Here is a 24,790-nt window from a genome sequence, read left to right as displayed (position 1 = left end):
AGATCTGGATGTCCGGTCTCAGACCTGGATGCGGCGCTCGACGGCGTCGAGGATCTCCGCGACGGCCTCGTCCACCGGCACGCCGTTGCGCTGCGTGCCGTCCCGGAAACGGAAGGACACCGCGCCCTTGGCGACGTCCTCGTCGCCGGCGAGCAGCATGAAGGGCACCTTCTGCTTCTGCGCGGTGCGGATCTTCTTCTGCATCCGGTCGTCGGACGAGTCGACCTCGACGCGGATGCCCCGCTGCCGCAGCTTCGCCGCGACGTCGGTCAGGTACGGCACGTGCTCGTCGGTGATCGGGATGCCCACCACCTGCACGGGCGCCAGCCACGGCGGCAGCGCGCCGGCGTAGTGCTCCAGCAGGATCGCGAAGAACCGCTCGATCGTCCCGAACAGCGCCCGGTGGATCATGAACGGGCGCTGGCGGGTGCCGTCCGCCGCCTGGTAGGTCATGTCGAAGCGCTGCGGGAGCTGGAAGTCGACCTGGATGGTGGACAGCTGCCAGGTGCGCCCGATCGCGTCCCGGGCCTGCACGGAGATCTTCGGCCCGTAGAACGCGCCGCCGCCCTCGTCCATGACGAGTTCGAGGTCCTGCTTGGAGGCGGCCTCGCGCAGCAGCTCGGTCGCCTCCTCCCACTCCTCGTCGCTGCCGATCGCCTTGCCCGGCGGACGGGTCGACAGCTCGAGGTAGAAGTCCTCCAGGCCGTAGTCGCGCAGCAGGCCGAGCACGAACTTCAGGACGGTGTCGAGCTCGGTGGGCAGCTGCTCGCGGGCGCAGAACAGGTGCGCGTCGTCCTGGGTGAGGCCGCGGACCCGGGTCAGGCCGTGCACGACCCCGGACTTCTCGTACCGGTAGACGGTGCCGAACTCGAACAGCCGCAGCGGCAGCTCCCGGTACGACCGGCCGCGCGACCGGAAGATCAGGATGTGCATCGGGCAGTTCATCGGCTTGAGGTAGTAGTCGGTGCCGCCGTCGAGCTGCATGGGCGGGTACATGCCGTCGGCGAACCAGTCGAGGTGCCCGGAGATCTCGTAGAGGTCGGACTTGGTGATGTGCGGGGTGTTGACGAACTCGTACCCGGCCTCGATGTGCCGGCGCCGCGAGTAGTCCTCCATCACGGTGCGGATCGCGCCGCCCTTGGGGTGGAACACGGCCAGGCCGGGCCCGATCTCGGTCGGGAAGGAGAACAGGTCGAGCTCGGCGCCCAGCCGGCGGTGGTCGCGCTTCTCCGCCTCGGCGAGCCGGTGCTGGTAGGCCTTGAGCGCGTCGCGGGACTCCCAGGCGGTGCCGTAGATGCGCTGCAGCTGCGGGTTGCGCTCGCTGCCCCGCCAGTACGCCGCCGCCGAGCGCTGCACGGCGAACGCGGGGATGTGCCGGGTGGTGGGCACGTGCGGCCCGCGGCACAGGTCCTTCCAGCACAGCTCGCCGGACTTCGGGTCCAGGTTGTCGTAGATGGTGAGCTCGCCCTCGCCCACCTCGACCCCGGCCTCGGCGTCGTCGCCCGTGTTGGACTTCAGCCCGATCAGTTCGATCTTGTACGGCTCGTCGGCGAGCTCGGCGCGCGCCTCGTCCTCGGAGACGACCCGGCGGGCGAAACGCTGGCCGGCCTTGATGATCTCCTGGGCGCGCTTCTCGACGGCCTTGAGGTCCTCCGGGGTGAACGGGCGCTCGACGTCGAAGTCGTAGTAGAAGCCGTCCTGGATCGGCGGGCCGATGCCGAGCCGGGCCTTGGGGAACAGGTCCTGCACGGCCTGCGCGACCACGTGGGCGCAGGAGTGGCGGACGATGGCCCGCCCGTCCGGCGAGTCGACGGTGATCGGCTCGACGACGTCACCAGCGGCGAGCGGATGGGCCAGGTCACGCTGAAGACCACCGACGCGGGCCGCGATCACCGACCGCTCCCCGTCGAAGAGCTCGGCGGCCGTAGTCCCCGTCCGCACCACCCGCTCCTCGGCCTGCTGACCTCGCTGGACGGTTACGCGGACGTCGGACACCGGTTTCTCCTGCTGCGTTGAACGGACAATCAGGGCGTGCCTGCGACCACCCTGATCACGGATCGGGTTGCCAGCTCAGGCCGTCCCGACCGCAGATGCTACTCGTGCGCTCCGGGCATCCCAACGGGATTACACGCACGGTGACACACCGGCCCCGCCGGGTGGGCGGACCGGTCAGCGGGGGCGGATGCCACCCAGGACGGTGTCCACGATCTGGCCGATCCGGGTGCCGCTGACCTCGTGGCTCCCGCTGGTGTACTGGCGGTAGGAGACCGGGCCGACGAGCATGTCCGTCACCAGGTCGATGTCGAGGTCGGCCAGCAGCTCACCGGCCGCCACCCCGCGCCGCAGCACGCTCGCCACCCGCTCCCGCGACGGCACGATCACCTGCTGGCGGTAGGTGTCGAACAGCTCCGGGTGGGTCTCCTTCTCGGCCAGCAGCCGCGGCATGATCCGCCCCGACAGCGTCTGGATGCTGTGCCGGCGCACCGAGTTCAGCGCGGCGACGAGGTCGTCGCGCAGCGAGCCGGTGTCGTGCGGCTCGTAGGTCTCCGCCAGCGTCGCCAGCGCATCGGCCACCAGGGCGCCCTTGCTCGGCCAGCGCCGGTAGACGGTGCCCTTGCCCACCCCGGCCGCGGCCGCGACCGCCTCCATCGACAGCCCGCCGAACCCGTTGCTGGCCAGCTCGGTCAGCGTCGCCTGGATGATCGCGGTGTCACAGCGGGTGTCCCGTGGCCGGCCCGGCGGGCGCACCACTCCCGAGGGCGCGGGGGCCGCCCGGCCCCCGGGCGCCGACCCGCGCACATGTGTGACGGCCATCAGACCGCCCGGCCCGACGGTGGCGGCCCAGACCGGTCGCCGTGCTGGTCCATCCGCATGCCCTACGCCACCCGCGCCTTCGTCACGCCGTCCACCGACCGGGGACCGTCACGGCCGTGCCCGCCCGCCGGGTACCCCCGGCCGCCCCGGCGCCCGGCCGCCCGGGGCGGCTGACGGCCCCGGGCATGGCGCCCCGGGCTCCCGGTGACTCCGAGCACCCCGGTGACTCCGGGCACACTGTGCCGGCACGTTTCCCCGCCCGCGGCTCACAAGATCGGACAGTACGTCCGCGCGCCGCCCAGACGCATCCGTTTGCGGTTGCAGCGCGCCTGTGCATGATGCGCCACCGCAGGCCAACACACCAGCTCCGCAACACCACCCGAACAACGAAAACCCGCTGGACGCACCCGGCGAGACCGCATGGCGGGCCCGCGGGCGGCCACCCGCGGGCCACAGCCCGGCGCCGTCCCGTGGCCCGCGCTGTCACCCTCGGGCCGGTTCCCCACCGATCCGGCTCCGCGCGGAGCCGGATCGGTGGCAGCATGGGGGCACGCCGGGACGCGATCCCGCGCCCGGACGGATCACCGGGAGATCGCATGACTTCATCGATCGGCATGCCCCGCTCATCCAGCGGCCCCGCCGTGCCCGGAACGGAGCAGGCGGCGACGCTCTACGGCGCGCCGACCACGCCCCACGCCGGCGGCCAGGCGCCCGCCACACCGACCACGATCCGGCCCGCCAGCCACAGCCGGACCACGGTCCGCGACATCCGCGCGGCCAAGGACCGGGGCCAGCGGTGGGCCATGCTCACCGCCTACGACGTCATCACCGCGGGCATCTTCGACGAGGCCGGCATCCCGGTCCTCCTCGTCGGGGACAGCGCCGCCAACACCGTCTACGGCTACGAGACCACCGTCCCGATCACCGTGGACGAGCTGATCCCGCTGGTCCGCGCGGTGGTGCGCGGCGCACCGCACGCGATGGTCGTCGCCGACCTGCCATTCGGCTCCTACCAGGCGAGCCCCGAGCAGGCACTGACGACCGCGACCCGTTTCCTCAAGGAGGGCGGGGCGCACGCGGTCAAGCTCGAGGGCGGCGCCCGGGTGCTGCCCCAGGTCGAGGCGCTGGTGGCCGCCGGCATCCCGGTGATGGGCCACCTCGGCCTGACCCCGCAGAGCGTGCACGCCTTCGGCGGCTACCGGGTGCAGGGCCGCGACGGCGCCGGTGAGGTGCTGCTCGCCGACGCGCTGGGCCTGCAGGAGGCGGGCGCGTTCGCCGTCGTGCTGGAGGTCGTCCCGGCCGACCTGGCCGCCCGGGTGACCAAGGAGCTACTGATCTCCACCGTGGGGATCGGCGCCGGCGCCGACTGCGACGCGCAGGTCCTCGTCTGGCAGGACATGGCCGGCCTGACCGGTGGCCAGCCGCCCCGCTTCGTCAAGCGGTTCGCCGACCTGCGCACAGCGCTCACCGAGGCCGCGGCCGCGTTCCGTGACGAGGTCTCCGGCGGGCTCTACCCGACCGTCGAGCACAGCTACTGACCCGCCGCCGGGCGGCGGGTTCCCACCCGGGAAGCCGCCGCCGGGCCCCTGCCACCGGGCCTCCTAGCGCCGGGGGGCCGCGGCGAGCGCGGCGGACAGCTCCGCACGCGCCTCGACCAGCGACGGCCCGTACCAGGTGAGCAACCGGCCGGAGACGCACACCGCGGGCGCGGCGAACGCCTCCGGCCCGTCCGACGGGCTGAACGCGTACGGCTCGTCGGGCAGCACCACGAGATCATGGGCGGGCAGCCGGTCGAGCTCCACCCGCGGGTAACGCTCGTCCGCCCCGGCGAGGACGTTGTCGACCCCGAGCCGGGCCAGCAGGTCACCGGCGAACGTGTCGCGGCCGAGCGCCATCCACGGCCGGCGCCAGATCGGGACGACGGCGCGCCGGCGTGGCCCGTCGACCGGTGTCGCCCAGACCCGCTCCGCCGTCTCCAGCCAGCCGGGACGGGGCAGCCGGCAGGCCAGGCGCAGCAGGCGGTCGAGGCTGCGCAGGGCCGCGGGGACCGTGGTCGGCGCCGTCACCCAGACGGCGAGACCGGCCGCCCGCAGCGCGTCCAGGTCCGGCTGGCGGTTCTCCTCGGCGTTGGCGCAGACGACGTCCGGCGCCAGCGCGACGATCGCCGCGACGTCCGGGTTCTTCGTGCCGCGCACCCTGGTCACCGCCAGGTCCGCCGGCCGGGAGCACCAGTCGGTGGCGCCCACCAGCAGGCCGGGTGCCGTCGCCGCGACGGACTCGGTCAGGCTCGGCACCAGGGAGACCACGCGCCGTACCACGGCCGGGACCGCCACCGGCAGGCCCAGGTCGTCGACCGGCTCGTCACCGGCCGACCCGCCGAAGGCCGGCTCACCGAAGGCCGGCCCGGCGCCGGCCGGTTCCTGCTCGGCCGGCATGCCGCGCCCGCTCAGACGTCGGTGACGCGCAGGCCGGCGTGCGCCTTGTAACGGCGGTTGACCGAGATGAGGTTGGCGGTGAGCGCCTCGACCTGGCCGGCGTTGCGCAGCTTGCCGGCGTAGATGCCGCGCATCCCGGTGATCCGGTTCGCCAGCGCGATCACCGTGTCGGTCGCGGCGCGGTCGTCGCCGACGACCAGGATGTCGGTGTCGATCGACTCGACGGACTCGTCCATGAGCAGGACGGCCGACACGTGGTGGAAGGCGCCGACGACGGTGCTGTCCGCCAGCACGGCGGCGGCCTGCTGCGCGGCGCTGCCCTCGGCGACCGGGAGCGCGAACGCGCCGCCCTTGTCGAAGCCCATCGGGTTCACGCAGTCGATCACGACCTTGCCGGCCAGCTGCTTGCGCAGGTCGGCCAGCAGCTCACCGTGCCCCTCCCAGGGGACGGCGACGATCACGACGTCGGCCCGCTCGGCGACGTCGGCGTTGTCGCCGCCGGCGATGTTCCGCCCGGGGGCGGCCAGCTTCGCGGCCGCCTCCCGGCCGCGCTCGGCCGAGCGCGACCCGACGAGGATCTGGTGACCCGCCATCGCGAGGCGGACGGCGAGGCCCCCGCCCTGCGGCCCGGAACCACCGAGGATACCGATCACGAGCGAGGAGACGTCCGGAAGAGGCGTCGATGCTGAGCTCACCGGGCCATCCTGCCCGAAACCGGCTCCGCGTGCCGACCACCGTCACACCCTGTGACTCCGCTCCCAGTTCAGGATTCCCGACCCGCCGGGCTCCGGCCCGCGGTGGGCTGCCAGGAGCGGCGACGGGCGGCCCGGGGAGCACGCTGAACCGGCATGAGGGGTTTCCCACCCGAGGGTCACCGGTGACTTCGACCGTCAGATACCACGAAGGACCCACGTCGCGCACAGGGGCACACAACGGCCAGCGGGAGGACATTTACCCCCACCCCCTCGCGGGTCCACCCACCCGATAGGGGACTATGAAGAAACAACGGGGTAGCTACGATCGCGATCATTGATATGGGCCGGAATGATCCCCGGCTCGGGCGGGCGGCACCGACGCCACCGGCGGAGCATCGCGACCGGCGAAGGAGCAGCACGGGTGGCGGATCTTCACCGAACTCTGACCACGACGCGGAGCACCGACGACCTGACGCAACGTGAGGATCCGTACGCTTCGGGGAGCCCCGGACGTGCGTACGTCCAAGATGGGCCGTACCGTTCCCAATCACACGCACCAAACAGATCTTCGGCAGGCAGATCTTACGAGTCAGGCGAGAGAGGTCGAGCAATGGCGGACGTGTCGGTTCGCTTCGCGATGACGAACGACAGCGAAGTGGTGCTGAACCTGTCGCTGCCGCAGGCACTGCGCCTGATGGAAGCGATCGCGCGCAAGGTGGGCGAGACCCTCGCCGAGCGCAGCAACCAGTCGGTGGGCGGGGTGGGCGGCGTCCCCTCGCCCGCGCCCTCCAACGGAATGCCGAGCCTGGGGCCGTACACCCCGTCCTGAAACGGTTCACACCGTCCCGCACCTGGGCCGTTCTGAACGAGGAACAAGGACGGCCTGGCGACAGGCCGGTCCGGACGTAGGCAGCCCGGCCGACCTCACCGGTCGCCCGGGGTTGTCGTCCCACGCGTCGGTCACCCACGGGCGGCCGACCGTTCGGGGGACCGCACCTGTCAGAGCGCTGTGCCGCTCAGGACGTGCCATGCCCCTCGGATACCCGGTGCCTCTCAGATCTGCGGTGCCCGGCGACACGGGCCGGTCACGGGGTCACGGGGTGCCGGCGGCGGGACGCGGCATGACAGCCTGGTCCGCACCGGGGGAACGTCGCAGCGCCCGCGGGTGCGACGACGCGTACACCTCACGCAGATGGTCCATCGTGACCAGCGTGTAGATCTGGGTCGTGCTGACCGAGGCATGCCCCAGCAGCTCCTGCACCACCCGGACGTCGGCGCCGCCGTCGAGCAGGTGGGTCGCGAACGAGTGCCGCAGCACGTGCGGCGAGGCCCCTGGGACACCGGCCGCGTTCGCCGCCACACGCAGCGCCGACCACGCGCTCTGCCGGGACAGCCGGTTCCCCCGCCGCGAGACGAAGAGCGCCGCCCCCGAGCACCCGGCGACCAGGTACGGCCGTCCGCGCCGAAGGTAGCGTTCCAGCGCGGTCACCGCGTACCGGCCGAGCGGGACGATCCTGTCCCGCCCGCCCTTGCCCCGCAGCCGCACCGCGGACTGGTCCAGGTCGAGATCGTCCAGATCCAGGCCGACCGCCTCGGAGATCCGCGCGCCCGTCCCGTAGAGCAGTTCGAGCAGGGCCGCGGAGCGCAGCCGCCGCGCCAGCTCCGCCGGGTCACCGCCGGCGAGCTCCGCGCGGTCCGGGCCGGCCCCGGAGACCTCCGGATGATCAGGGCCGCCGGCCACGGCGGCGGCGATGACCGCGCTCACCTGGTCGACGGTGAGTGCCCGCGGTAGCCGCCTGGGCGGCACCGGCGGCCGGACCGGGCGGGCCACGTCCTCGCTGACGTCGCCCTCCTGCGCGGCGAACCGGTGCAGCGACCGGACCGCGACCAGCATCCGGGCCACCGACGCCGGGGCGAGCGGTGGATGGGTCTCGTCGCCCTCCCGCAGGGCGGCGGCGAACTGCGCGATCTGGGCCTCCCCGACCGCCGCCAGCGAGGTGATCCCGCCGGCCGCCAGATGCTCGCGGTAACGGCGCAGGTCACGCCGGTAGGCCAGCACCGAGTTGCGGGCCAGCCCGCGCTCGCCGTCGACGTGGTCCAGGTAACGCTCGATGACCTGGACCGGGCCGGCCGGGCCCGCTGAGTCACCGGGCGGCCCACCGTGGCGGGCGTCGCCGCCTTCCACCGTGGTCATCATCGAACTGATATTAGGACGTGACCGCGACGGTTCGCCGTTGCCGGTCCCACGGCGCCGTCGAGCGTCTATCGTGACGGCTTGTGCGGACGGGCATTGTATTGTCACGTTTCGCCGCACGTCGGGGGTCCGCCATCATCACCACCTCGAGCGCAAGCCCGGCCCGCGCCGGCCCGGCCGGCGGGCGATCGGTCCGCGGAGTACCGGTCCGCGGAGTGTCTGCCCGCACGGTCTCGGTCTGCGCGGTCTCGCTGCTGGCGGGGTCGGTCCTCGCCGGCTGCGGCGGCTCGGGCCCCGCGGGTGGGGCGCCTCCGCCGGCGCGACCCGGCTCCGCCACGGCCGGCGGCCCGGCGAGCCCCGGTCACGCCGGCGGCACAGGCCCCGTCGTGCCCCCCGGAACCGCGACCCCGGCCGCCACCACCGGCGGGTCCACCACCGGCGGGCCGGCCGGGGCGGGCGCCGACCCGGCCGACGACTCCCCCGCCGGCGCCGGCCGGGTCGTCGAGGCCTACTACCGCGAGATCAACGCCGCCGCCCGGGGCGGCCGGGTCGCCGACGTCTCGGCGACCGCGCTGCCGGGCTGCCAGACCTGCGCCCTGGACGTCGGCATGACCCGGCACCTGGACCAGCTCGGGCTGCGCGCCGCCGAGGAGCCCTACGAGATCACCGGGCTGGCCGCCGGCGAGCGGACCGGCACCGTCGTCGACGTCCGCTTCACCGCCACGACCCGCCAGGTCCGCCTGCTCGACCCGGCGGGCCGCGACGCCGGCACCGAACCGGCCGTGCCGACCCGCACCGCGACGGCCCGCCTCGCGCTGACCGGCCCCGGCTGGCGCGTCCAGACCATCACCTACGCCGCGGGGTAGCCGTGAGCCAGCACCGCAACGGACGTCCGGCCGCCCTCGCCGCGCTGGTCGCGGCCGCGCTACTCGTCCTCGGCGGGATCGGTCCGGGCCCGCTGGCCGGGCCGGGATCCGCCGCCCGGGCCGCACCCGCGCCCGACGGTCCGCGGCCGGGCGCGCAGGTCCCGTGCACCGGGGCACGGTGGGGCAGCTGCGACACCCGGGCCACGGACAACGGCTACCAGTACCGCTACCGCGGCGGGTACCTCGAACGGGTGCCGCTCGGCGGCGCCACCGGTGGCGGTGGCGGTGGCGGCTGCGGCGACGACTGCCCGCCCGACCCGGACGCGCTGTGCGCGCTGCTGACCGGTGTCGGCCCCGCCCCGGAGATGACGGCGGCCGAACGCGCCGAGTACGACGCGCTCGTCGCGAACTGCGGCCCGGTGCTCTACGACCCCGACGGCATCGCCGTCGCCGACATCGCCACGCAGCTCGCCGACTACCTGCGCGAGGAGCTGCTGCCCACCCCGGACGTCGTGATCCAGCCGGTCGGCAACAGCTTCGCGAACCTGCCGACGATCATGCACACGGCGGTGCCCGACGCCTTCACCTTCGACGTCGCCGAACCCGTCCTGGCCACGATCAGCGCGAACCCGCACTACGCCTGGGACTTCGGCGACGGCGGGACCGGCCCGGACGCACCCGGCCGCCCCTACGACCCGGCGATCTCCCCCCGTGACCACCCGGACGCCTACGTCGCCCACCCCTACCAGCGTCCGGGCACCTACCAGGTGACCCTCACCGTGACCTGGGACGGCTTCTTCACCGTCCCCGGGGTGGCGCAGGCGTTCCCCCTGCCGGACGTCGTCCTCGCCGCCGCCGAGCCGATCACCATCGAGGAGGCCGGCGGGGTACTCGTCGCCAACGACTGACCGCCACGCCGGCCGGGCCCCGTCCACCGGCACCGGTGGACGGGTGACGGCCGGCAGGCGACGGGAGACAGGCGACGGTCAGCCGCTCGCGCCGGGGCGGGCCGACCACTGCGAGCCGAGCGGACGCAGCCGCTCATAGCCGTCCACCCGGGCCCGGTAGGTGGCCAGCAGGCCGATCACCGCCATCCCGTTGGTGATCTCGCCGCGCATCACCTGATCCACCGCCTCCGACAGGTCGATGCGGGTGATGTCCATCTCGGCCTCCTCGTGGACGCCGACATGCCGCTCGGCCGCCGGGATCTCCACCAGGTCCCGGGCCAGGAACAGCCGGAACGCCTCGTCGGTCATCCCCGGCGACGCGTAGACGTCGACGAGCAGGTCGAGACGGCCCGGCCGCAGGCCCGCCTCCTCGGCCAGCTCCCGGGCGGCCGCGACCGAGGCCGGCTCGCCGGGAACGTCGAGGATGCCCGCGGGCAGCTCCCACAGCGGCCCGCCGACCGGGTGCCGGTACTGGCGGACCATCACCACCCGCTCCTGGTCGTCCAGGGCGACGACACCGACCGCGCCCGGGTGCACGACCACGTCCCGCTGGGACGTGTCGCCGTCGGGCATCCGCACCATGTCCCGGCGCACGGCGATGACCCGCCCGCGGTAGGGGACGGAGCTGTCCGCCACCTCGTAGGAGTGCACGGCGCCGCTCATGGGGAAACCAGCTCTCCGCCGCTCACACCGGCCGCGGCGGCCGGCCCCGTGGACCCACCGGCCGACGCGCCCGGCTCGGCGCGGCCCCGCCGACCCCGCCCACCGGCCGGCCGGGCACCGTTGCCGTCCGTGGCACCGTTGCCTTCCGTGACGGTGCCGCCCCCGTGGCCGCCGTCGGTGCCGCCCCCGTCCGGGAGCTCGACGGGCAGCCGGCCCCGACGCCGGTCGGCGTGGACCACGGCGGCGGCGGCAAGCCCACGGAACAGCGGGTGCGCGCGGGTCGGCCGCGACCGGAACTCCGGATGCGCCTGCGTCCCCACGTAGAACGGGTGGACGTCCGCCGGCAGTTCGACGACCTCGACGAGGCGGCCGTCCGGCGAGGTGCCGGAGAACACCAGCCCGGCGGCGGTCAGCCGCTCCCGGTAGGAGTTGTTGACCTCGTAACGGTGCCGGTGCCGCTCGAGCACCTCCGGCTCGCCGTACTCCCGGCGGGCCACGGTACCCGCGCCCAGCGCGCACGGGTACAGGCCGAGCCGCATCGTGCCGCCCATGTCCCGCTTGCCGGCGACCACGTCGTGCTGGTCGGCCATCGTGGAGATCACCGGATGGGCGGTCTCCGGGTCGAACTCGACCGAGTTCGCCTCGGCCAGCCCGGCCAGCGAACGGCCGGCCTCGATCACCATGCACTGCAGGCCCAGACAGATCCCCAGGGTGGGAATGCCGTGCTCGCGGGCGTGCCGCAGCGCCTCGATCTTGCCCTCGATGCCGCGGATCCCGAACCCGCCCGGGACGATGATGCCGTCCACACCCTCCAGCGCGTGCGCGGCGGCGGCCGGCGAGCTGAACTCGTCCGACCCGATCCAGCGGATGTCCGCGCGAGCGTCGACGGCGAACGCGCCGGCCCGCAGCGCCTCGGTCACCGAAAGGTAGGCGTCGGGCAGGTCGACGTACTTGCCGACGATCGCCACCGTGGCGGTGTTCGAGGGATGGTGCACCCGGCGGAGCAGGGTGTCCCACTCCGTCCAGTCGACGTCGCGGAAGCTGAGGCCGAGCCGGCGCACCACGTAGGCGTCGAGGCCCTCCTTGTGCAGCACCTTGGGGATGTCGTAGATCGAGCCGGCGTCCGGGGCTCCGACGACCGCCTCGTCGTCGACGTCGCACATCATGGCGATCTTGCGCTTGAGCGCGTCGGGCAGCGGCCGGTCGGAGCGGCAGACCACCGCGTCCGGCTGCAGGCCGATGCTGCGCAGCGCCGCCACCGAGTGCTGGGTCGGCTTGGTCTTCAGCTCACCCGACGGCGCCAGGTACGGGACGAGGCTGACGTGCACCGTCAGCGCGTTGTCCCGGCCGACCTCGTGCCGGACCTGGCGGATCGCCTCCAGGTAGGGCAGCGACTCGATGTCGCCGACCGTGCCGCCCACCTCGGTGATCACCACGTCCACCGAGTCGGTGGCCAGCCGGCGGATCCGGTCCTTGATCTCGTCGGTGATGTGCGGGACCACCTGCACCGTCTCACCGAGGTACCCGCCGCGACGCTCGCGGGCGATCACCGCCGAGTACACCTGCCCGGTGGTCACGTTCGCGCTGCCGTCGAGATCGACGTCGAGGAAACGTTCGTAGTGCCCGATGTCCAGGTCGGTCTCGGCGCCGTCGTTGGTGACGAACACCTCGCCGTGCTGGAACGGGTTCATCGTGCCCGGATCAACGTTCAGATACGGGTCGAGTTTCTGCATCGTGACCCGTAGGCCACGAGCCTTGAGCAGACGGCCGAGGCTGGACGCCGTCAGTCCCTTGCCGAGACTGGACGCCACTCCTCCCGTCACGAACACGTGCTTGGTCACATGCGCCTGCGCCACGCGGAACCCCCGTGGTCACGCCGCCGGTCCGGCCCCGGCGCCTCCACGGAGCTTCACGGTAACACCGTGCCGACCAGGCCAACGCCCCACCCCGCCGCGGGCCACCCGGCCGGCGGATCACCCGGCCGCCCGGCCCGCGGGTCAGGGCCGGGTCAGGGCCGGGTGAGGGCGGCCTTGTCGGCGGCGGCGGCGGCGAGCAGCTCCTCGGCGTGGCCGCGGGCCAGCGGGCTCTCCTCCTGGCCGGCGAGCATCCGCGACAGCTCCCGGACCCGCCCGGGGCCGTCGAGCGCCAGCACGCCGCTGCGGGTCACCGAGCCGTCGTCGGCCTTGCGCACGACCAGATGCCGGTCGGCGAACGCGGCGACCTGCGGCAGGTGGGTGATGCAGATGACCTGGTGGGTGCGGGCGAGCCGGGCGAGGCGGCGGCCGATCTCGACCGCGGCGCGCCCGCCCACCCCGGCGTCGACCTCGTCGAAGACCATCGTCGCCCCGGCGTCGGCCGCCGCGAGCACCACCTCGATCGCCAGCATCACCCGGGACAGCTCACCACCCGAGGCGCCCTTCTCGACCGGCCGGGCCGGCGCGCCGGGGTGCGGCACCAGGCGAAGCTCGACGTCGTCGATCCCACTCGGCCCGTAGGCCAGCGTCCGGCCGCCGACGGGCAGGCCGTTCGGGTCGTCACGGTGCCCGACCGCCGCCTCCACCCGGGCCCGCGGCATGGCCAGGCCGGCCAGCTCGGCGGCGACCGCCGTACCGAACCGTTCGGCGGCGGCGGAACGGGCCGCGCTGATCCGTTCGGCCAGGCCGGCGAGCTCCGCGGTCAGCTCGTCGCGCTCGGCGGCCAGGGCACCGGTCTGGTCACCGTCGGCGTCGAGTTCGAGCAGCCGACGCCCGGCGGTGTCGGCCCAGCGCAGGACGCCGTCGACATCCGTGCCGTGCGCGCGGGCCAGCGCGGTCAGCGCCGCCTTGCGTTCCTGCACCTGAGCGAGCCGCTCCGGGTCGGACTCCACCCCGGCGGCGTAGGAGGCCAGGTCGGCGGCCACGTCGGTCAGCAGGCTCGACAGCTCCGCCAACCGGCCCGCCAGCTCCTCCAGCGCCGGGTCGAGCGCGGCGTCACCGGCCACGACCCGGCGGGCGGAGCCGACCAGCTCGGCGGCGGCCGGGACCTCCTCACCGGCCGCGGGGTCGCTGACCAGCGCGCCGTGCGCCGAACGCGCCACCCGCAGCAGGGTCTCGGAATGTTCCAGCCGGCGCAGCTCCGTGTCGAGCGCGACATCCTCGCCGGGCCACGGCGCGACCCGTTCGACGTCGGCCAGGCCGAGCCGGAGCAGCTCCGCCTCCTGTGCCCGCTCCCGCGACCGCCCGGTGATGTCGGCCAGCCGCGCGCGGACCTTCGCCAGCCGCGCGTACACCTGCCCGTACCGGGCGAGCGGCTCGGCGACGGCGGCGCCGGCGAACCGGTCGAGCGCGTCACGCTGCGTCGCGGGACGGCGCAGCCGCTGCGCCTCGGACTGCCCGTGCACGGCGATCACGTTCTCGGTGATCTCCGCCAGGACACTCGCGGGCACCGAACGCCCCGCCAGCTGGGCCCGCGAGCGACCCTCGGCACTCAGCGTGCGGCCCATGATGATGACGTCCTCGTCGACGTCGCCGTCGAGCTCACGGACCCGCTTGGCGAGTCCGGAGTCGGCCGGCACCACCAGCCGGGCCTCCACGAAGGCCCGCCCGGCCAGCGGGGAGACCAGCGCGTAGTCGGCGCGGCCCCCGGTCAGCAGGCCGAGCCCCTGCACGATCATGGTCTTGCCGGCACCGGTCTCGCCGCTGACGACCGTCAGCCCCGGCGCCAGATCGAGGACGGCGTCATCGATGACCCCGAGGCCACGGATGCGAATCTCCTCGAGCACGCCCCGAACTCTAGCGTCACCCTCACCACGGACGGCACCCGGAAATCGGGGACACCGGAGCCGTGCCGCCGATTCCGGTCACGTCGCCAGGCCGGCCGCCCCCGCCCCGCCCGTCCCGCGCCGTTCCCCCGCCGGCCGCGTTCCCCCAGTTCAGCGCGCCGACCCGGCGCCGAACCGGGTCGGCTCAGCGCCCCGCCCGGCCGCGCCACCCCACCACCGGCAGGTCGAACTTGGCCACCAGCCGATCGGTGAACGGACGTGGTCGGATCACCGCCAGCCGCACCGGCCGCCGGCCCCGCGCCACCTCCACCCGAGACAGCTCGGGGACGTCGACCAGCCGCCGCCCGTCGCAGTAGAGCACCGCCGGGACGTCCGGCAGCACCTCGATCGCCACGGTCGACGTCGGGGCGAGCACCAGCGGCCGGGAGAACAGGGCGTGCGCGCTGATCGGCACCACCAGCAGCGACTCCACCCCCGGCCACATCACCGGGCCGCCCGCCGAGAACGCGTACGCGGTCGAGCCGGTCGGCGTCGAGCAGATCACGCCGTCACAGCCCCAGCGCGACAGCGGCCGCCCGTCGATCTCCAGGACGCACTCGAGCATCCGGGACCGCCCGGCCTTCTCCAGCGACATCTCGTTGAGCGCCCAGCCGGTGTAGATGAGCTCGCCGCGGTGGCGGACCGTCACGTCGACGGTCATCCGCTCCTCGACCGAGTACTCCTTGCGGACGACGTGCTCGACGGTGGCCTCCAGCGCGTCGGGCTCCGCCTCGGCCAGGAAGCCCACATGCCCGAGATTGACCCCGAGCAGCGGGATGTCCGCCGAGCGGGCGAACTCGGCGCCGCGCAGCAGGCTGCCGTCACCGCCCAGCACGAGCACCAGCTCGGCGCCGACCGCGGCCTCGGTGTCCCCCGTCACCACGTTCGGGGCCGACAGGTCGAGCAGCTCGGCCTCGTCCCGCAGGACCCGCGGCGAGACACCGGCGGCCACGAGCATCTCCAGCACGCGCTGCGCGCTCTCCCGCACGACGGAGCGGCGCGGGTGACTGACGACGAGCACCTCGCGGGTCATCGGCCGGTCCTTTCGCCGTCGGCTCGGGCGTCCTCTCCGGCGTCCTGGCCCGCGTCCTGAGACGACGGCGGCGCCGGCGCGGGGGCTGGTGTCGCCGGGCCCGCGGGCCCGGCCTCGATCGCGGCGGCGATCATCGCCTCGACCTGGTCGGGGGGCGGGCGGACATCCGCGCGCAGCCAGGCCAGATACTCGACGTTGCCGGCGGGGCCCGGCAGTGGGCTGGCCGCCACGCCGCGCGCTCCCAGCCCCAGCCCCTCGGCGGCGGTCACGACGGTATGCACCGCCCGAGCATGCAGGGCCACATCACGGACCACACCACCGGAGCCGAGAAGCTCCCGGCCCACCTCGAACTGCGGCTTGACCAGCAGGACGAAGTCGGCGTCCGGCGCGGCGCACGCGCGCAGCGCGGGCAGCACCAGGACCAACGAGATGAACGAGAGGTCGCCCACGACCAGCTCCACCGGCTCCCCGACCTGCTCGGGCGTGAGGTTGCGGACGTTCGTCCGGTCCAGCACGCGCACCCGCGGATCCGAGCGCAGCCGCCAGACGAGCTGCCCGTAACCGACGTCGACGGCCACCACCCGCGCCGCGCCGTACCGGAGGAGCACGTCGGTGAACCCACCGGTCGACGCGCCGGCGTCGAGGCAGCGACGCCCGGCGACCACGAGCGCCGGCGGCCCCGCCAGCCCCGTCGGCCCCGTCGGCCCCGTCGGCGTCGCTGGCGAATTCGGTATATCGGTCTGATCAGGCCTGCCAGGCGCCGGGACGCCGAACGCCTCGAACGCGCCGACCAGCTTGTGCGCCCCCCGCGAGGCGTAGCCCGGGTCGTCGTCCACTACGAGCACGATCGACGTCGCCCCGTCGACGACCGTCGCCGGCTTCGTCGCGGTGACGCCGCCGACCCGCACCCGACCCGAGGCGATCGCCTCGACCGCCCGTTCCCGGGACGGGACGAGCCGACGGCGGACGAGCTCCGCGTCCAGGCGGATCCTGCGGGCCACCGGTGATCCCGCCCGTCTCACCGAGGTGCCCGGGCGGGACCCGGACCGGGGCCCGGGGCCGGACGCACGCCGGGGCCGGGGGCCGGTCGCGGACCGGAGGTCGGACCGGGCGACGGCGCCGCGCCCGAGCCGCGCGGCGCGCCGCCCGCGAGATCCTCCAACGATTCCTCCAGCAGCCGGTGCACGTCCTCGAACGCCTCCAGGTGCTCGGCGGCCGGCTGGCCGGGGAGCGTGGTGAGCCGCGCGAGCGCCGCGCTCAGCTCGGCGGACAGTTCGTCGGTGTTCACCGGACCAGCCTCTCGCATTCCGGTGGGCGCCCGCGCCCGGCCGCGGCATGACCTGGCAAGCACGTGGCCGCCCTCACATCCACCGGCGTCCCGCACACCATCAACCGGCGTCCCGCCCGGGGCGGCAGGCACACGCTAGTGTCGCTGACGGCCGGTTCCTCCGGACCCGGAGGATCCGCCGAGGCACGGATGACGGGCACTGCGGGCGAAGCGGGCGCCGCGGGCGAAGGAGGTGACCGGCCGGCATGGCGGACAGACTGCAGTGCGAGGCGGCGCTGCGAACCCTCGCCGAGCGGCTCGGCGAGCTCGCGCGCGAGCGCCGGCCGCCACGCACCCCGGACCGGGTGATCGTCTGCCGGATCCCGGACCTGCGGACCACGTTCTCCGGCCAGCTCCGCGACGGCTGCCTGTGCGACATCGGCGAGGGCGAGCGGCCGGGGGCGCAGATCACCCTCACTCTGAGCAGCGACGACCTGCTCGCCGTGACCGAAGGCACCCTGTCGGTGACGACGGCGTGGGCCAGCGGCCGACTCAAGGTCGACGCGAGCGTCCGGGACCTCCTGCGGGTCCGTTCCCTGCTCTGACCGTGCCGGCGGTAGCCGGCGGGCGGCACCGGCCCGGCCCGTGCCGGTACTGGCCGGTTCAGCGCGCGGCCGGCACACGCAGGTCCTCGCAGCCAGCCGGCCGGTCGGCGGCCAGGGCCTCGACCGGGCGGCCCTCGTCCGCCGCCGCCCAGGCCAGTGCGCACGCGGCGCGCAGCGCGTCCAGCCCGTCGTCCTCCCCGGCCGACCCTGAACCGCCCGGCCCACCGCTGGCCGGCCCACCGGCGTCCCCCGGGTCGGTCCGGTGCCAGCGCAGAGTGCCGCCGTCCAGGTCGCACGTCCACCCGCCGCACCGGGACGAGCCGTCCCCGGCGGCCGCGGCGGGCTGGGGACGCAGCAGCCCGCGCAGGTCGGCGGCGAGGAAGGTCGGCCGGTGCCGCGCGGGGGCGTCGAGCAGCTCCGCGGGACCGGTGACCCCGGTGAGCACCAGCAGAGTCGGCGTGCCGGCGCGGAAACCCGCCTCGATGTCGGTGTCCAGCCGGTCGCCGACGATGATCGGGTCGCGGGCGCCGCTGCGCCGCACCGACTCCGCGTGCATCGCGAGCTCCGGCTTCCCGGTCACCTCGGGCTCCGCGCCCGTCGCGGCCCGGACGAAGGCCACCAGCGCCCCGTTACCGGGCGCCAGGCCGCGCTCCGTGGGCACGGTCAGGTCGGTGTTGCTCGCGACCCACCACGCCCCCGCGCGAATCGCCAGCACCGCCTCCGCCAGCCGGGCATAGTCGATCTCCGGGTCGAAGCCCTGGACCACGGCGGCCGGCTCGTCCGCGGCCGACTCCGTCGGGATCAGTCCCTCCGCACGGACCGCCTCCCGCAACCCGACGCCCCCGGCGACCAGGACCACCGCCCCGGCCGGCAGCCGCTCGGCGAGCACGTGCGCGGCCGCCTGCGCCGAGGTGACCACCTCCGCCGGTTCGGCGGGCACCCCGAAACCCGACAGCCGCGCGGCGACGGTCTCCGGAGTCCGCAGCGCGTTGTTCGTCACGTACACGGTGCGCAGGCCCTGCCGGCCCGCGGCCTCGATGGCCCGCGCGGCGTGCGGGACAGCCCGCTCGCCCCGGTTCACCACCCCGTCGAGATCCATCAGCGCGACGTCGAACATCGCCGCCGGCGAACGGGCCGTGCCGGCGAGCACGGACCACCCCGTGCCCGCCGTCGCGGTGCCCGCCGATTCCGTGGCCGCCGATTCCGTGGCCGCCGCCTCGGTGCCCGCCGCCTCGCGCGGAGCCGTCACGCGCGGTTCAGCGCGGCCCGCGCCCCGCGCAACGCGACCCCGTAGTGCGCCAGATCGGGCCGCATCGCCACCGCCAGCGCCAGGTGCTCCACCGCGGACCGCAGGTCGCCGGTACGGCGCGCGGCCATCCCCAGGCCGAACTGGGCGTAGTCGTCGGTCGGATGGCGCTCGACGATCCAGGCGAACGTGCGCAGGGCGTCGTCGTACTGCCCGGCCTCGAACTGCGCCCGGCCCAGCGCCTCCCGCACGCTCGGGGACGCCGGTTCCGCCGCGACGGCGTGCGCGAGGAGCTGCACCGCCGCGTTCGCGTCGCCGTGCCCGAGCAGCGCCATCCCGCGGGTGTACCAGTCGTAGACCTCGCCGGCCGGCGAGCGCACGTTGGCGCTGCCGTTACCGTTGGTATTGCCGTTGCCGTTCGGAACGCCGGATTCCTCCGTCATGGCACCTCCACGTCGTCCGGACCGCCACGGCCGTGGCCACCGCGGCGGCGGCATCAGCACCACCGGGACGCCGCACCGGGCCGCGCCGGACAGCGGCCGGCGTGGCCGAAGCCCGACCGGCACCGCCCTGACCGGCACCGCGACCGGCCGTCATCGGGCCGGCCCCACCGGCCGACGTCCTCGGCGACCCAGGTGGGGTGGAGGCGTCCCACCCTCTCCTCCAGTTTCGCCGCAAGTGGCGCCCACATGCCTCAACATCGGAATAACGGCCAGTCTTCCGTGGCGTGACCTGGCCGGCCGGCCGGGGCGACCGGGTGCCCCCAGCACCTACGATGCGCCTCATGGTTGCTCCTGACGCCGCCGTGCCCATTCCGCCCGGGCTCGTCCTCGCGCCGTTCCGCGCGGCGCGGTTCACCACCGCCGGCCCGGATCTCGCCGGGCTGACCTCCCCGCCCTACGACGTCATCGACGAGGACGGCCGTACCGCCCTCGAGGCGGCCGCGGAGCACAACGTCGTCCGGCTGATCCTGCCGCGGGACCTCTCCCCCGCCGAGCCGGACAGTCGGTACGACCGGGCCGCGCGGACCCTGCGGGAGTGGCTGGACGCCGGGATCCTCATCCGGGACGAGGCCCCCGCGCTCTACGTCTACGAGCAGGAGCAGGACGGCCACCTCCAGCGCGGGCTCGTCGGCGCTCTCGCCCTGGCCGACCCGGACGCGGGCATCGTCCTGCCCCACGAGAACACCATGGCCGGCCCCGTCTCCGACCGGCTCGCGCTGACCCGGGCGACCGCCGCGAACCTGGAGCCGATCTTCCTGCTCTACGACGGCGGCGGCCCGGCCAGCCAGGTCGTCGCCGCGGCGGTGACCACCCCACCGATCGTGGACGCCCGCACCGACGACGGGGTGACCCACCGGATCTGGGCGATCGACGACCCCGCCCAGCTGGCGACCATCGCGGCGGACCTGCTCCCCCGGCGCGCGGTCATCGCCGACGGCCACCACCGGTACGCCACCTACCGTCACTACCAGGCCGAACGGCACACCGCGGGCGACGGTGCGGGTGCCTGGGACTTCGGGCTCACGTTCCTGGTGGACGCGACCGCCAACGGCCCGCAGGTGCACGCGATCCACCGCGCCGTACGGGGGCTCACCCTCACCGACGCCGTCGCGCGGGCCGAGGGCGCCTTCACCGTCCGCCGGCTGACCGAGGCCGCCGGCACCGCCACCGGTACCGGACGGGTCGACCCGGCGGTGCTGCTCGACGAGCTCGCCAAGGCCGGCCACGACGGCCACGCCTTCGTGATCAGCGACGGCTCGGGCGCCTTCCTGCTGACGGCGCCCACCGCCGATCTCCTCGCCCGCGCGCTGCCCGCCGACCGGTCGGCGGCGTTCCGCGGCCTCGACGTGACCGTCGCGCACCTCGCACTGATCACGGACGTCTGGGGCCTGGAGGACAAGGTCGGCGTCGTCGACTACTACCACGACGCCCCGGCCGCACTCGCCGCCGCGCGCGCCACCGGCGGCGTCGCGCTGCTGCTCAACCCGACCCCGGTCGCCGACGTGACCGCCGTCGCCGGTGCCGCGGAGCGGATGCCCCGCAAGTCGACCCTGTTCACCCCGAAGCCGCGCACCGGCCTGCTGATCCGCCCACTGGACTGAGGCACGCTCGGGCGGACCGAGGCGCTCAGCTGTTCGAGCGCCCGGGGACCGCCCCGGGTACGGCGCGGGCCCGGTCTCCCGGGCGCTCAGCTGTTCGAGCGCCCGGGAGACCGGGAATGTCCCGGCGTCTAGTCCTCCGGCGTCCGGTGCGCTCCGGCCTGGTCCGCACCGCCCGGGGCGTCCGAGAAGATGATCTCCGGAATCGGCGGGGTGTCGGCACTCGCCTCCACGGCAGGCGCCACGCTCGTGTCCGCAGCCGCGGAGAAGTCGACCTCGGTCGGCTCCGGCCCCACGGCGGGCTCCGCTTCACCGTCTTCACCGTCGACGGCCGCGTCGACCGCCGCTCCAGCGGCACCGGTCTCGGCGTCTGTCGCCGCGTTCGCCTCGACATCGGCTTCCGCCTCGGCATCCGCATCGGCCAACGCCCCGTCGACGTTCGCACCGGCACCGGCACCGTCACCGTCGTCGTTGTCGGTAGCGGCGTCGGCGTCGGCGGCGGCGACCGCGGCGTCAGCGGCGGCGGCGTCCGGACCGGGGACGATCAGGCTCTCAGGCGCCGTTCCCTCGGCGGCCGCGCCGTCGTGGATGTCGACGGCGAGCCCGCCGTCGTCGAGCCGCTCGTCGTCAGGCTGCTCGCGCTCGAGCCGCTCGTTCCCGCCACCGTCCTGGGGGTCGGTTTCGGGGCTCTCGTCGTCTTCGGGGCTCTCGTCATCGATGGTCAGCTCGTAGACACGCTCGGCCGCGTCGGTCGTGTCCTCGTCGATGCCGGCCGTGGCCGTGAACCAGCGCAGCGCCTCCACCGTGCGACCGGCCGCCAGCAAGGCCTCGGCGTAGGCGTACCAGAGCCGGGGCGTCCACGGCTTCGGCTCCGTCCTGGCGGTCGCCTCGTCGCGCAGCAGCACCGCGGCCGCCTCGGGCTGGCCCATGTCGCGCCGGGCACCAGACACAACGATCAGCAGCTCGACCCGGCCGGCGGCGTCCAGCGCCGCGACACCCGGGTCCGAGAGGTAGTCGATCGCGCGCTCGGGCCGACCGAGGCCGCGCTCGGCGTCAGCCATCAGCGGCAGGTTGTGGGACGAGCCGTCGATGCGGCGCGCCGCGCGCAGTTCCAGCAGCGCGGAGGCGTATTCGCCGGCGTGGTAGGCCGCGACGCCGACGGCCTCGCGCACCGCGGCCATCCTGGGCAGCCTGGCCGCCGCGGCCCGCGCGTGCGCCAACGCCTGCACCGGGTCGGTGTCGACGAGCAGCGCGGTCGCGACGAGATGCCGGGCGATCATCTCGGCCAACGGTGCGGGCACACTGCGCAGGTCACGGCGAATGTCGCGATCGAGCAGCTCGGCCTTGGCCTCATCCGGCAGCACCGGGGCGGGCGGCCGGCGGCGCGCCGTGGCGTCATCCCGGTTCGGACGGCCGGGCGACCCGGCGGAGGGCCGTCCCCCGCTCCCGCCAGCCGGACGCGTGCCGGGGCCCGACCGGCCCGGCCCGCCGCTCGCCCCGCCCCGCCCCGTTCGAGGTCCCCCGGTCGCTCCGGATCGGGCGTCCGGGCCGCGACGGCTCGGGTACGAACTCCCGGCGCCGGCACGGTTCGCTTCGAACCGGTTCCCACCGGACCGATCGGGCCGGGCCCGATCCGACCGCTCCTGGTACGGACGGGCCTGATAGGGACGTCCCACGTCCGCGCGGCCAGCGTCCCGCCGGCCCTCATCCGGGCGGCCCTCATCCGGGCGGGCCCGGTCGGGACGGGTCTGTTCCGGGCGGGCCCGGTCCGGACCGCTGCCCGCGACGTCCGGTCGGTCCATGCGCTCCGCGCGCTCCGCCCGGTCCGGCCGCTCCACGCGGTCTGACCGGTCCGGCCGGTCAGACCGGTCCGGCCGGTTCGCGCCGGACGTGGGCTGGTCACGGGGCGCCGCCCGCGGGTAGGACCGTTCGGACGATCCCCCGCTGGGCGGGCCGCCCCGACGGCCGGCACCACGATCGGACCCGGGACCACGATCGGACCGGTAACCACCGTCGGACCCGGAGGAACGATCGGAGCGGTAACCACGGCCGGAACCGGTACCACCGGAGGTCCGGGCATCGCCGGACGCACCACCCTGCCAGGGCCGCGACCCCGTCGACGGGGGGCGCCGGTCGGAACCCGCGCCGCGGCCGGCCGCCGTCCCCTCTGATCTGCCCGGGCCGTCACGGCGAACCCCGCCGCGCGGTCCTGCCGCGCCCCGTGTCGCCGCGTCCCCGGACGAGGGTCGCCACTGGCCCGGGCCCTGCGCGCGGGAACGCCGGTCGAACCGGTTCTCTTCCGGCCCGCCGTGACCGGCACCGGCGGAACCGTCACGCCCACCGCCAACCGGCCGCCCGGCACCGTACGGACGCCCGGAGGAGCCCCGGCTCGCCTGTCCCTGTCCCTGCGCCGGCCGGCCACCGTCAGGCCTGCCGCCGCTGTTTCCGTAGCTGCGCTGCCCACCGCGATCGGGCGACGAACCGGTTCGAGGGCCGCTGCCGGCCCAGCCACCACCGCTCTCCCGCCGAGCGTCGCCACGGCCCCGCTCATCACGAGCTCCGTCGTGACGGGGCCCGTCGTGGCGGGGCCCGTCGTGACGAGGGCCGTCGTGACGGGACCCCTCGTGCCTCGGCCCCTCGTGACGAGGTCCTTCATGACGGGGGCCGCTGTAGCGGGGGTTGGCGGCGCGGGCCGCGCCGTAGGGCGGCCGGTCGCTCTGCCTGGGGCGGTCGCCCGCCTCCCGCGCCGGGCTCCCCGACCACTGCCGGCCCCGTGCCTCCGAGGCGGGCGCGCTCCGGCCGGACCCCTGGCCGGAGCCCTCCCAGCGGCGGACCGGTCGCCCCCCGTCAGGCCTGCCCTGCCCTACCGGCCGGCCGGTACCACCGGACCGCCGGTCTCCGGTCGGACGGTCCCCCGTCGGCCGGCCACCGCTCGGCCGGCCACCGCTCGTCGCGCGCGGACCGCCCTCGGACTCCGAGGTGGGACGGCTCCACCGCTCGCCGCCCGAAGCTCCGGCACCACCGCGGCCCTGCCCCGTCCCCGCGGGACGCCAGGCTGTCTTCGGACGTGCGGTGCCCTGGCCGGAAGCTCCCTGCCGGGGCGGGCCGCCGGCGCGGCCGGTGCCCTGCCGGGTCGGGGCACCGCGGCCGCCCGCTCCCCCGCCCGGGGCACCCGCCGACGTGGGGCCCCGCCCACCGTCAGCCCGCCGGACGAAACCCGAGCGGCCGGCATCGCCCCTGGCCACTCGACCGGAACGCCGGGCCTCACCACCGGAGTCCCGCCCGGACGAGGACGGCCCTCGACGGGCCGTCGGGGCGTCACGGCGGCCCTCGGTGCGCCGCGCGCCGTCACCACCGGTGGCGGTGCGGCCGGCCCTGGACGGCGGTTGGGACCTCGGCGACTCGTCGTTCGGCATAACCGACAGCATTCCCTTCGTTCCGGGGCGCCGGAACGCGGCCTCCCCAGGTGGATCCGATTCTGCGCACCACCGATCCGCCACCCGGACGCCCCCGCCCCCACCGCCCATCAGCGGCAACGCAAGTCTGCCTCCGGCCGTCGGCCTTCCGGCGCGACCGTGGCGGGTGAGTGAGTCTATGGACTCACTCAGGCGCCACGTTTGATCCTTGTTCGGACGCTCGATCCTGTTCGGGCCGGCTGAGGGCCGGTTGGGGGCCGGGGCCGGGCCGCGGAGCTCGGGTGCTCGAACCTTCGGTTCGGTCCCGGACCGCGTGGGCTCGACGTCGCAGGGTCGGGGATCCGTCGCGGCCTTCGAGGGTTACAGTTCCGACCTCGATCGGATGCGGCTCCCATGAACCGCACGCGGCCGCTATGGCCGGCGCGGCACAGGCCGCCAGCCCTCGCCAGCCGGAACAACCCGGAAATGCAGGTGGGGGCTGCTCCCGGCCACAGCCAGAAACAGCCCCCACCAAAAGAAGTCCGGCGGCGTCCTACTCTCCCACGCAGTCACCCACGCAGTACCATCGGCGCTGAAGGGCTTAGCTACCGGGTTCGGAATGGAACCGGGCGTTTCCCCTTCGCTAAAACCACCGAAACACTATCAGACCCGACCGAAACCGGTCGCAGCCCGAGAACCGCACAGTGGACGCAGAACAGCAGAATCTTTG

20 protein-coding genes and 1 rRNA gene are annotated in these 24,790 nt (G+C 74.9%); 6 read left to right on the top strand and 15 right to left on the bottom strand.

Going from position 1 to position 24,790, the window contains the following annotated elements; genetic code table 11:
- Window positions 1-18 precede the first annotated feature (18 nt).
- On the bottom strand, window positions 19-1,995 hold the full coding sequence (gene thrS, locus B056_RS0119520) for a threonine--tRNA ligase (protein WP_026239892.1): 1,977 nt from the start codon (window positions 1,993-1,995) through the stop codon (window positions 19-21).
- A gap of 174 nt (window positions 1,996-2,169) precedes the next feature.
- A complete protein-coding gene (locus tag B056_RS0119515) occupies window positions 2,170-2,814 on the bottom strand; it encodes a TetR/AcrR family transcriptional regulator (protein ID WP_018503544.1) in 645 nt (214 codons plus the stop codon).
- Between the two features lie 596 nt (window positions 2,815-3,410).
- On the opposite strand from B056_RS0119515, the gene panB reads away from it, so the two are divergent.
- Window positions 3,411-4,352, top strand: coding sequence for a 3-methyl-2-oxobutanoate hydroxymethyltransferase (gene panB, locus B056_RS0119510; protein ID WP_026239891.1), 942 nt, complete (start codon window positions 3,411-3,413; stop codon window positions 4,350-4,352).
- A 63-nt stretch (window positions 4,353-4,415) separates the two neighbouring features.
- On the opposite strand, the gene B056_RS0119505 is transcribed toward panB, so the two are convergent.
- Both B056_RS0119505 and npdG read right to left on the bottom strand, forming a co-directional pair.
- A complete protein-coding gene (locus tag B056_RS0119505) occupies window positions 4,416-5,249 on the bottom strand; it encodes a helical backbone metal receptor (protein WP_018503542.1) in 834 nt (277 codons plus the stop codon).
- 11 nt (window positions 5,250-5,260) lie between these two features.
- Window positions 5,261-5,944, bottom strand: a complete 684-nt coding sequence (npdG, locus tag B056_RS0119500) for an NADPH-dependent F420 reductase (protein WP_026239890.1) — start codon at window positions 5,942-5,944, stop codon at window positions 5,261-5,263.
- A 610-nt stretch (window positions 5,945-6,554) separates the two neighbouring features.
- Here npdG and B056_RS0119495 point away from each other — a divergent pair.
- Window positions 6,555-6,773 (top strand): hypothetical protein, encoded by a 219-nt coding sequence (locus tag B056_RS0119495; RefSeq protein WP_006542192.1) that lies wholly within the window; start codon window positions 6,555-6,557, stop codon window positions 6,771-6,773.
- 264 nt (window positions 6,774-7,037) lie between these two features.
- Here B056_RS0119495 and B056_RS37185 read toward each other — a convergent pair whose 3' ends face one another.
- On the bottom strand, window positions 7,038-8,141 hold the full coding sequence (locus B056_RS37185; protein WP_018503540.1) for a tyrosine recombinase: 1,104 nt from the start codon (window positions 8,139-8,141) through the stop codon (window positions 7,038-7,040).
- A 212-nt stretch (window positions 8,142-8,353) separates the two neighbouring features.
- Between B056_RS37185 and B056_RS0119485 the strand changes: the two genes are divergently transcribed.
- Together B056_RS0119485 and B056_RS0119480 are read left to right on the top strand one after the other, a co-directional pair.
- Window positions 8,354-9,004 (top strand): hypothetical protein, encoded by a 651-nt coding sequence (locus B056_RS0119485; RefSeq protein WP_018503539.1) that lies wholly within the window; start codon window positions 8,354-8,356, stop codon window positions 9,002-9,004.
- 2 nt (window positions 9,005-9,006) lie between these two features.
- Window positions 9,007-9,912 carry a PKD domain-containing protein gene (locus B056_RS0119480; RefSeq protein ID WP_018503538.1) on the top strand — a complete coding sequence of 302 codons (906 nt, stop codon included), beginning with the start codon at window positions 9,007-9,009 and terminating at the stop codon, window positions 9,910-9,912.
- A gap of 78 nt (window positions 9,913-9,990) precedes the next feature.
- Here B056_RS0119480 and B056_RS0119475 read toward each other — a convergent pair whose 3' ends face one another.
- The 6 genes from B056_RS0119475 to B056_RS0119450 all read right to left on the bottom strand — a co-directional run bounded on the left by B056_RS0119475 (window position 9,991) and on the right by B056_RS0119450 (window position 16,734).
- On the bottom strand, window positions 9,991-10,614 hold the full coding sequence (locus B056_RS0119475; RefSeq protein ID WP_018503537.1) for an NUDIX domain-containing protein: 624 nt from the start codon (window positions 10,612-10,614) through the stop codon (window positions 9,991-9,993).
- On the bottom strand, window positions 10,611-12,470 hold the full coding sequence (locus tag B056_RS0119470; protein WP_020572589.1) for a CTP synthase: 1,860 nt from the start codon (window positions 12,468-12,470) through the stop codon (window positions 10,611-10,613). The genes B056_RS0119475 and B056_RS0119470 overlap by 4 nt, the downstream gene beginning before the upstream one ends.
- Before the next feature lie 152 nt (window positions 12,471-12,622).
- A complete protein-coding gene (gene recN, locus B056_RS0119465; protein WP_018503535.1) occupies window positions 12,623-14,374 on the bottom strand; it encodes a DNA repair protein RecN in 1,752 nt (583 codons plus the stop codon).
- Between the two features lie 184 nt (window positions 14,375-14,558).
- Window positions 14,559-15,446 carry an NAD kinase gene (locus B056_RS0119460; protein WP_018503534.1) on the bottom strand — a complete coding sequence of 296 codons (888 nt, stop codon included), beginning with the start codon at window positions 15,444-15,446 and terminating at the stop codon, window positions 14,559-14,561.
- Complete coding sequence (locus tag B056_RS0119455) at window positions 15,443-16,447, bottom strand: TlyA family RNA methyltransferase (RefSeq protein WP_018503533.1); 1,005 nt, start codon at window positions 16,445-16,447, stop codon at window positions 15,443-15,445. Before B056_RS0119455 ends, B056_RS0119460 begins: the two co-directional genes overlap by 4 nt.
- Window positions 16,448-16,464: 17 nt before the next feature.
- A complete protein-coding gene (locus B056_RS0119450; RefSeq protein ID WP_026239889.1) occupies window positions 16,465-16,734 on the bottom strand; it encodes a hypothetical protein in 270 nt (89 codons plus the stop codon).
- A 245-nt stretch (window positions 16,735-16,979) separates the two neighbouring features.
- Here B056_RS0119450 and B056_RS0119445 point away from each other — a divergent pair, with 245 nt between their 5' ends.
- Window positions 16,980-17,318: an SCP2 sterol-binding domain-containing protein gene (locus tag B056_RS0119445; protein ID WP_018503532.1), complete on the top strand. Its 339-nt coding sequence runs from the start codon at window positions 16,980-16,982 to the stop codon at window positions 17,316-17,318.
- 58 nt (window positions 17,319-17,376) lie between these two features.
- Here the strand turns inward: B056_RS0119445 and B056_RS0119440 are convergent, their stop codons facing one another.
- Window positions 17,377-18,567 carry an HAD-IIA family hydrolase gene (locus B056_RS0119440; RefSeq protein WP_018503531.1) on the bottom strand — a complete coding sequence of 397 codons (1,191 nt, stop codon included), beginning with the start codon at window positions 18,565-18,567 and terminating at the stop codon, window positions 17,377-17,379.
- Entirely contained in the window at window positions 18,564-19,007 is a 444-nt protein-coding gene (locus tag B056_RS0119435) for a tetratricopeptide repeat protein (protein WP_026239888.1), read from the bottom strand. The genes B056_RS0119440 and B056_RS0119435 overlap by 4 nt, the downstream gene beginning before the upstream one ends.
- Window positions 19,008-19,339: 332 nt before the next feature.
- Between B056_RS0119435 and B056_RS0119430 the strand changes: the two genes are divergently transcribed.
- On the top strand, window positions 19,340-20,668 hold the full coding sequence (locus B056_RS0119430) for a DUF1015 domain-containing protein (protein WP_018503529.1): 1,329 nt from the start codon (window positions 19,340-19,342) through the stop codon (window positions 20,666-20,668).
- A gap of 128 nt (window positions 20,669-20,796) precedes the next feature.
- Here the strand turns inward: B056_RS0119430 and B056_RS0119425 are convergent, their stop codons facing one another.
- Window positions 20,797-22,029, bottom strand: coding sequence for a hypothetical protein (locus B056_RS0119425; protein ID WP_020572588.1), 1,233 nt, complete (start codon window positions 22,027-22,029; stop codon window positions 20,797-20,799).
- A 2,571-nt stretch (window positions 22,030-24,600) separates the two neighbouring features.
- Window positions 24,601-24,717 (bottom strand): 5S ribosomal RNA (rrf, locus tag B056_RS0119420).
- Window positions 24,718-24,790 lie beyond the last annotated feature (73 nt).

The sequence above is a fragment of the Parafrankia discariae genome, assembly GCF_000373365.1.
Classification (GTDB): Bacteria; Actinomycetota; Actinomycetes; order Frankiales; family Frankiaceae; genus Parafrankia; species Parafrankia discariae.
Note: the sequence above shows the minus strand (reverse complement) of the source record. Positions and strands in the feature narration are given on the sequence as shown.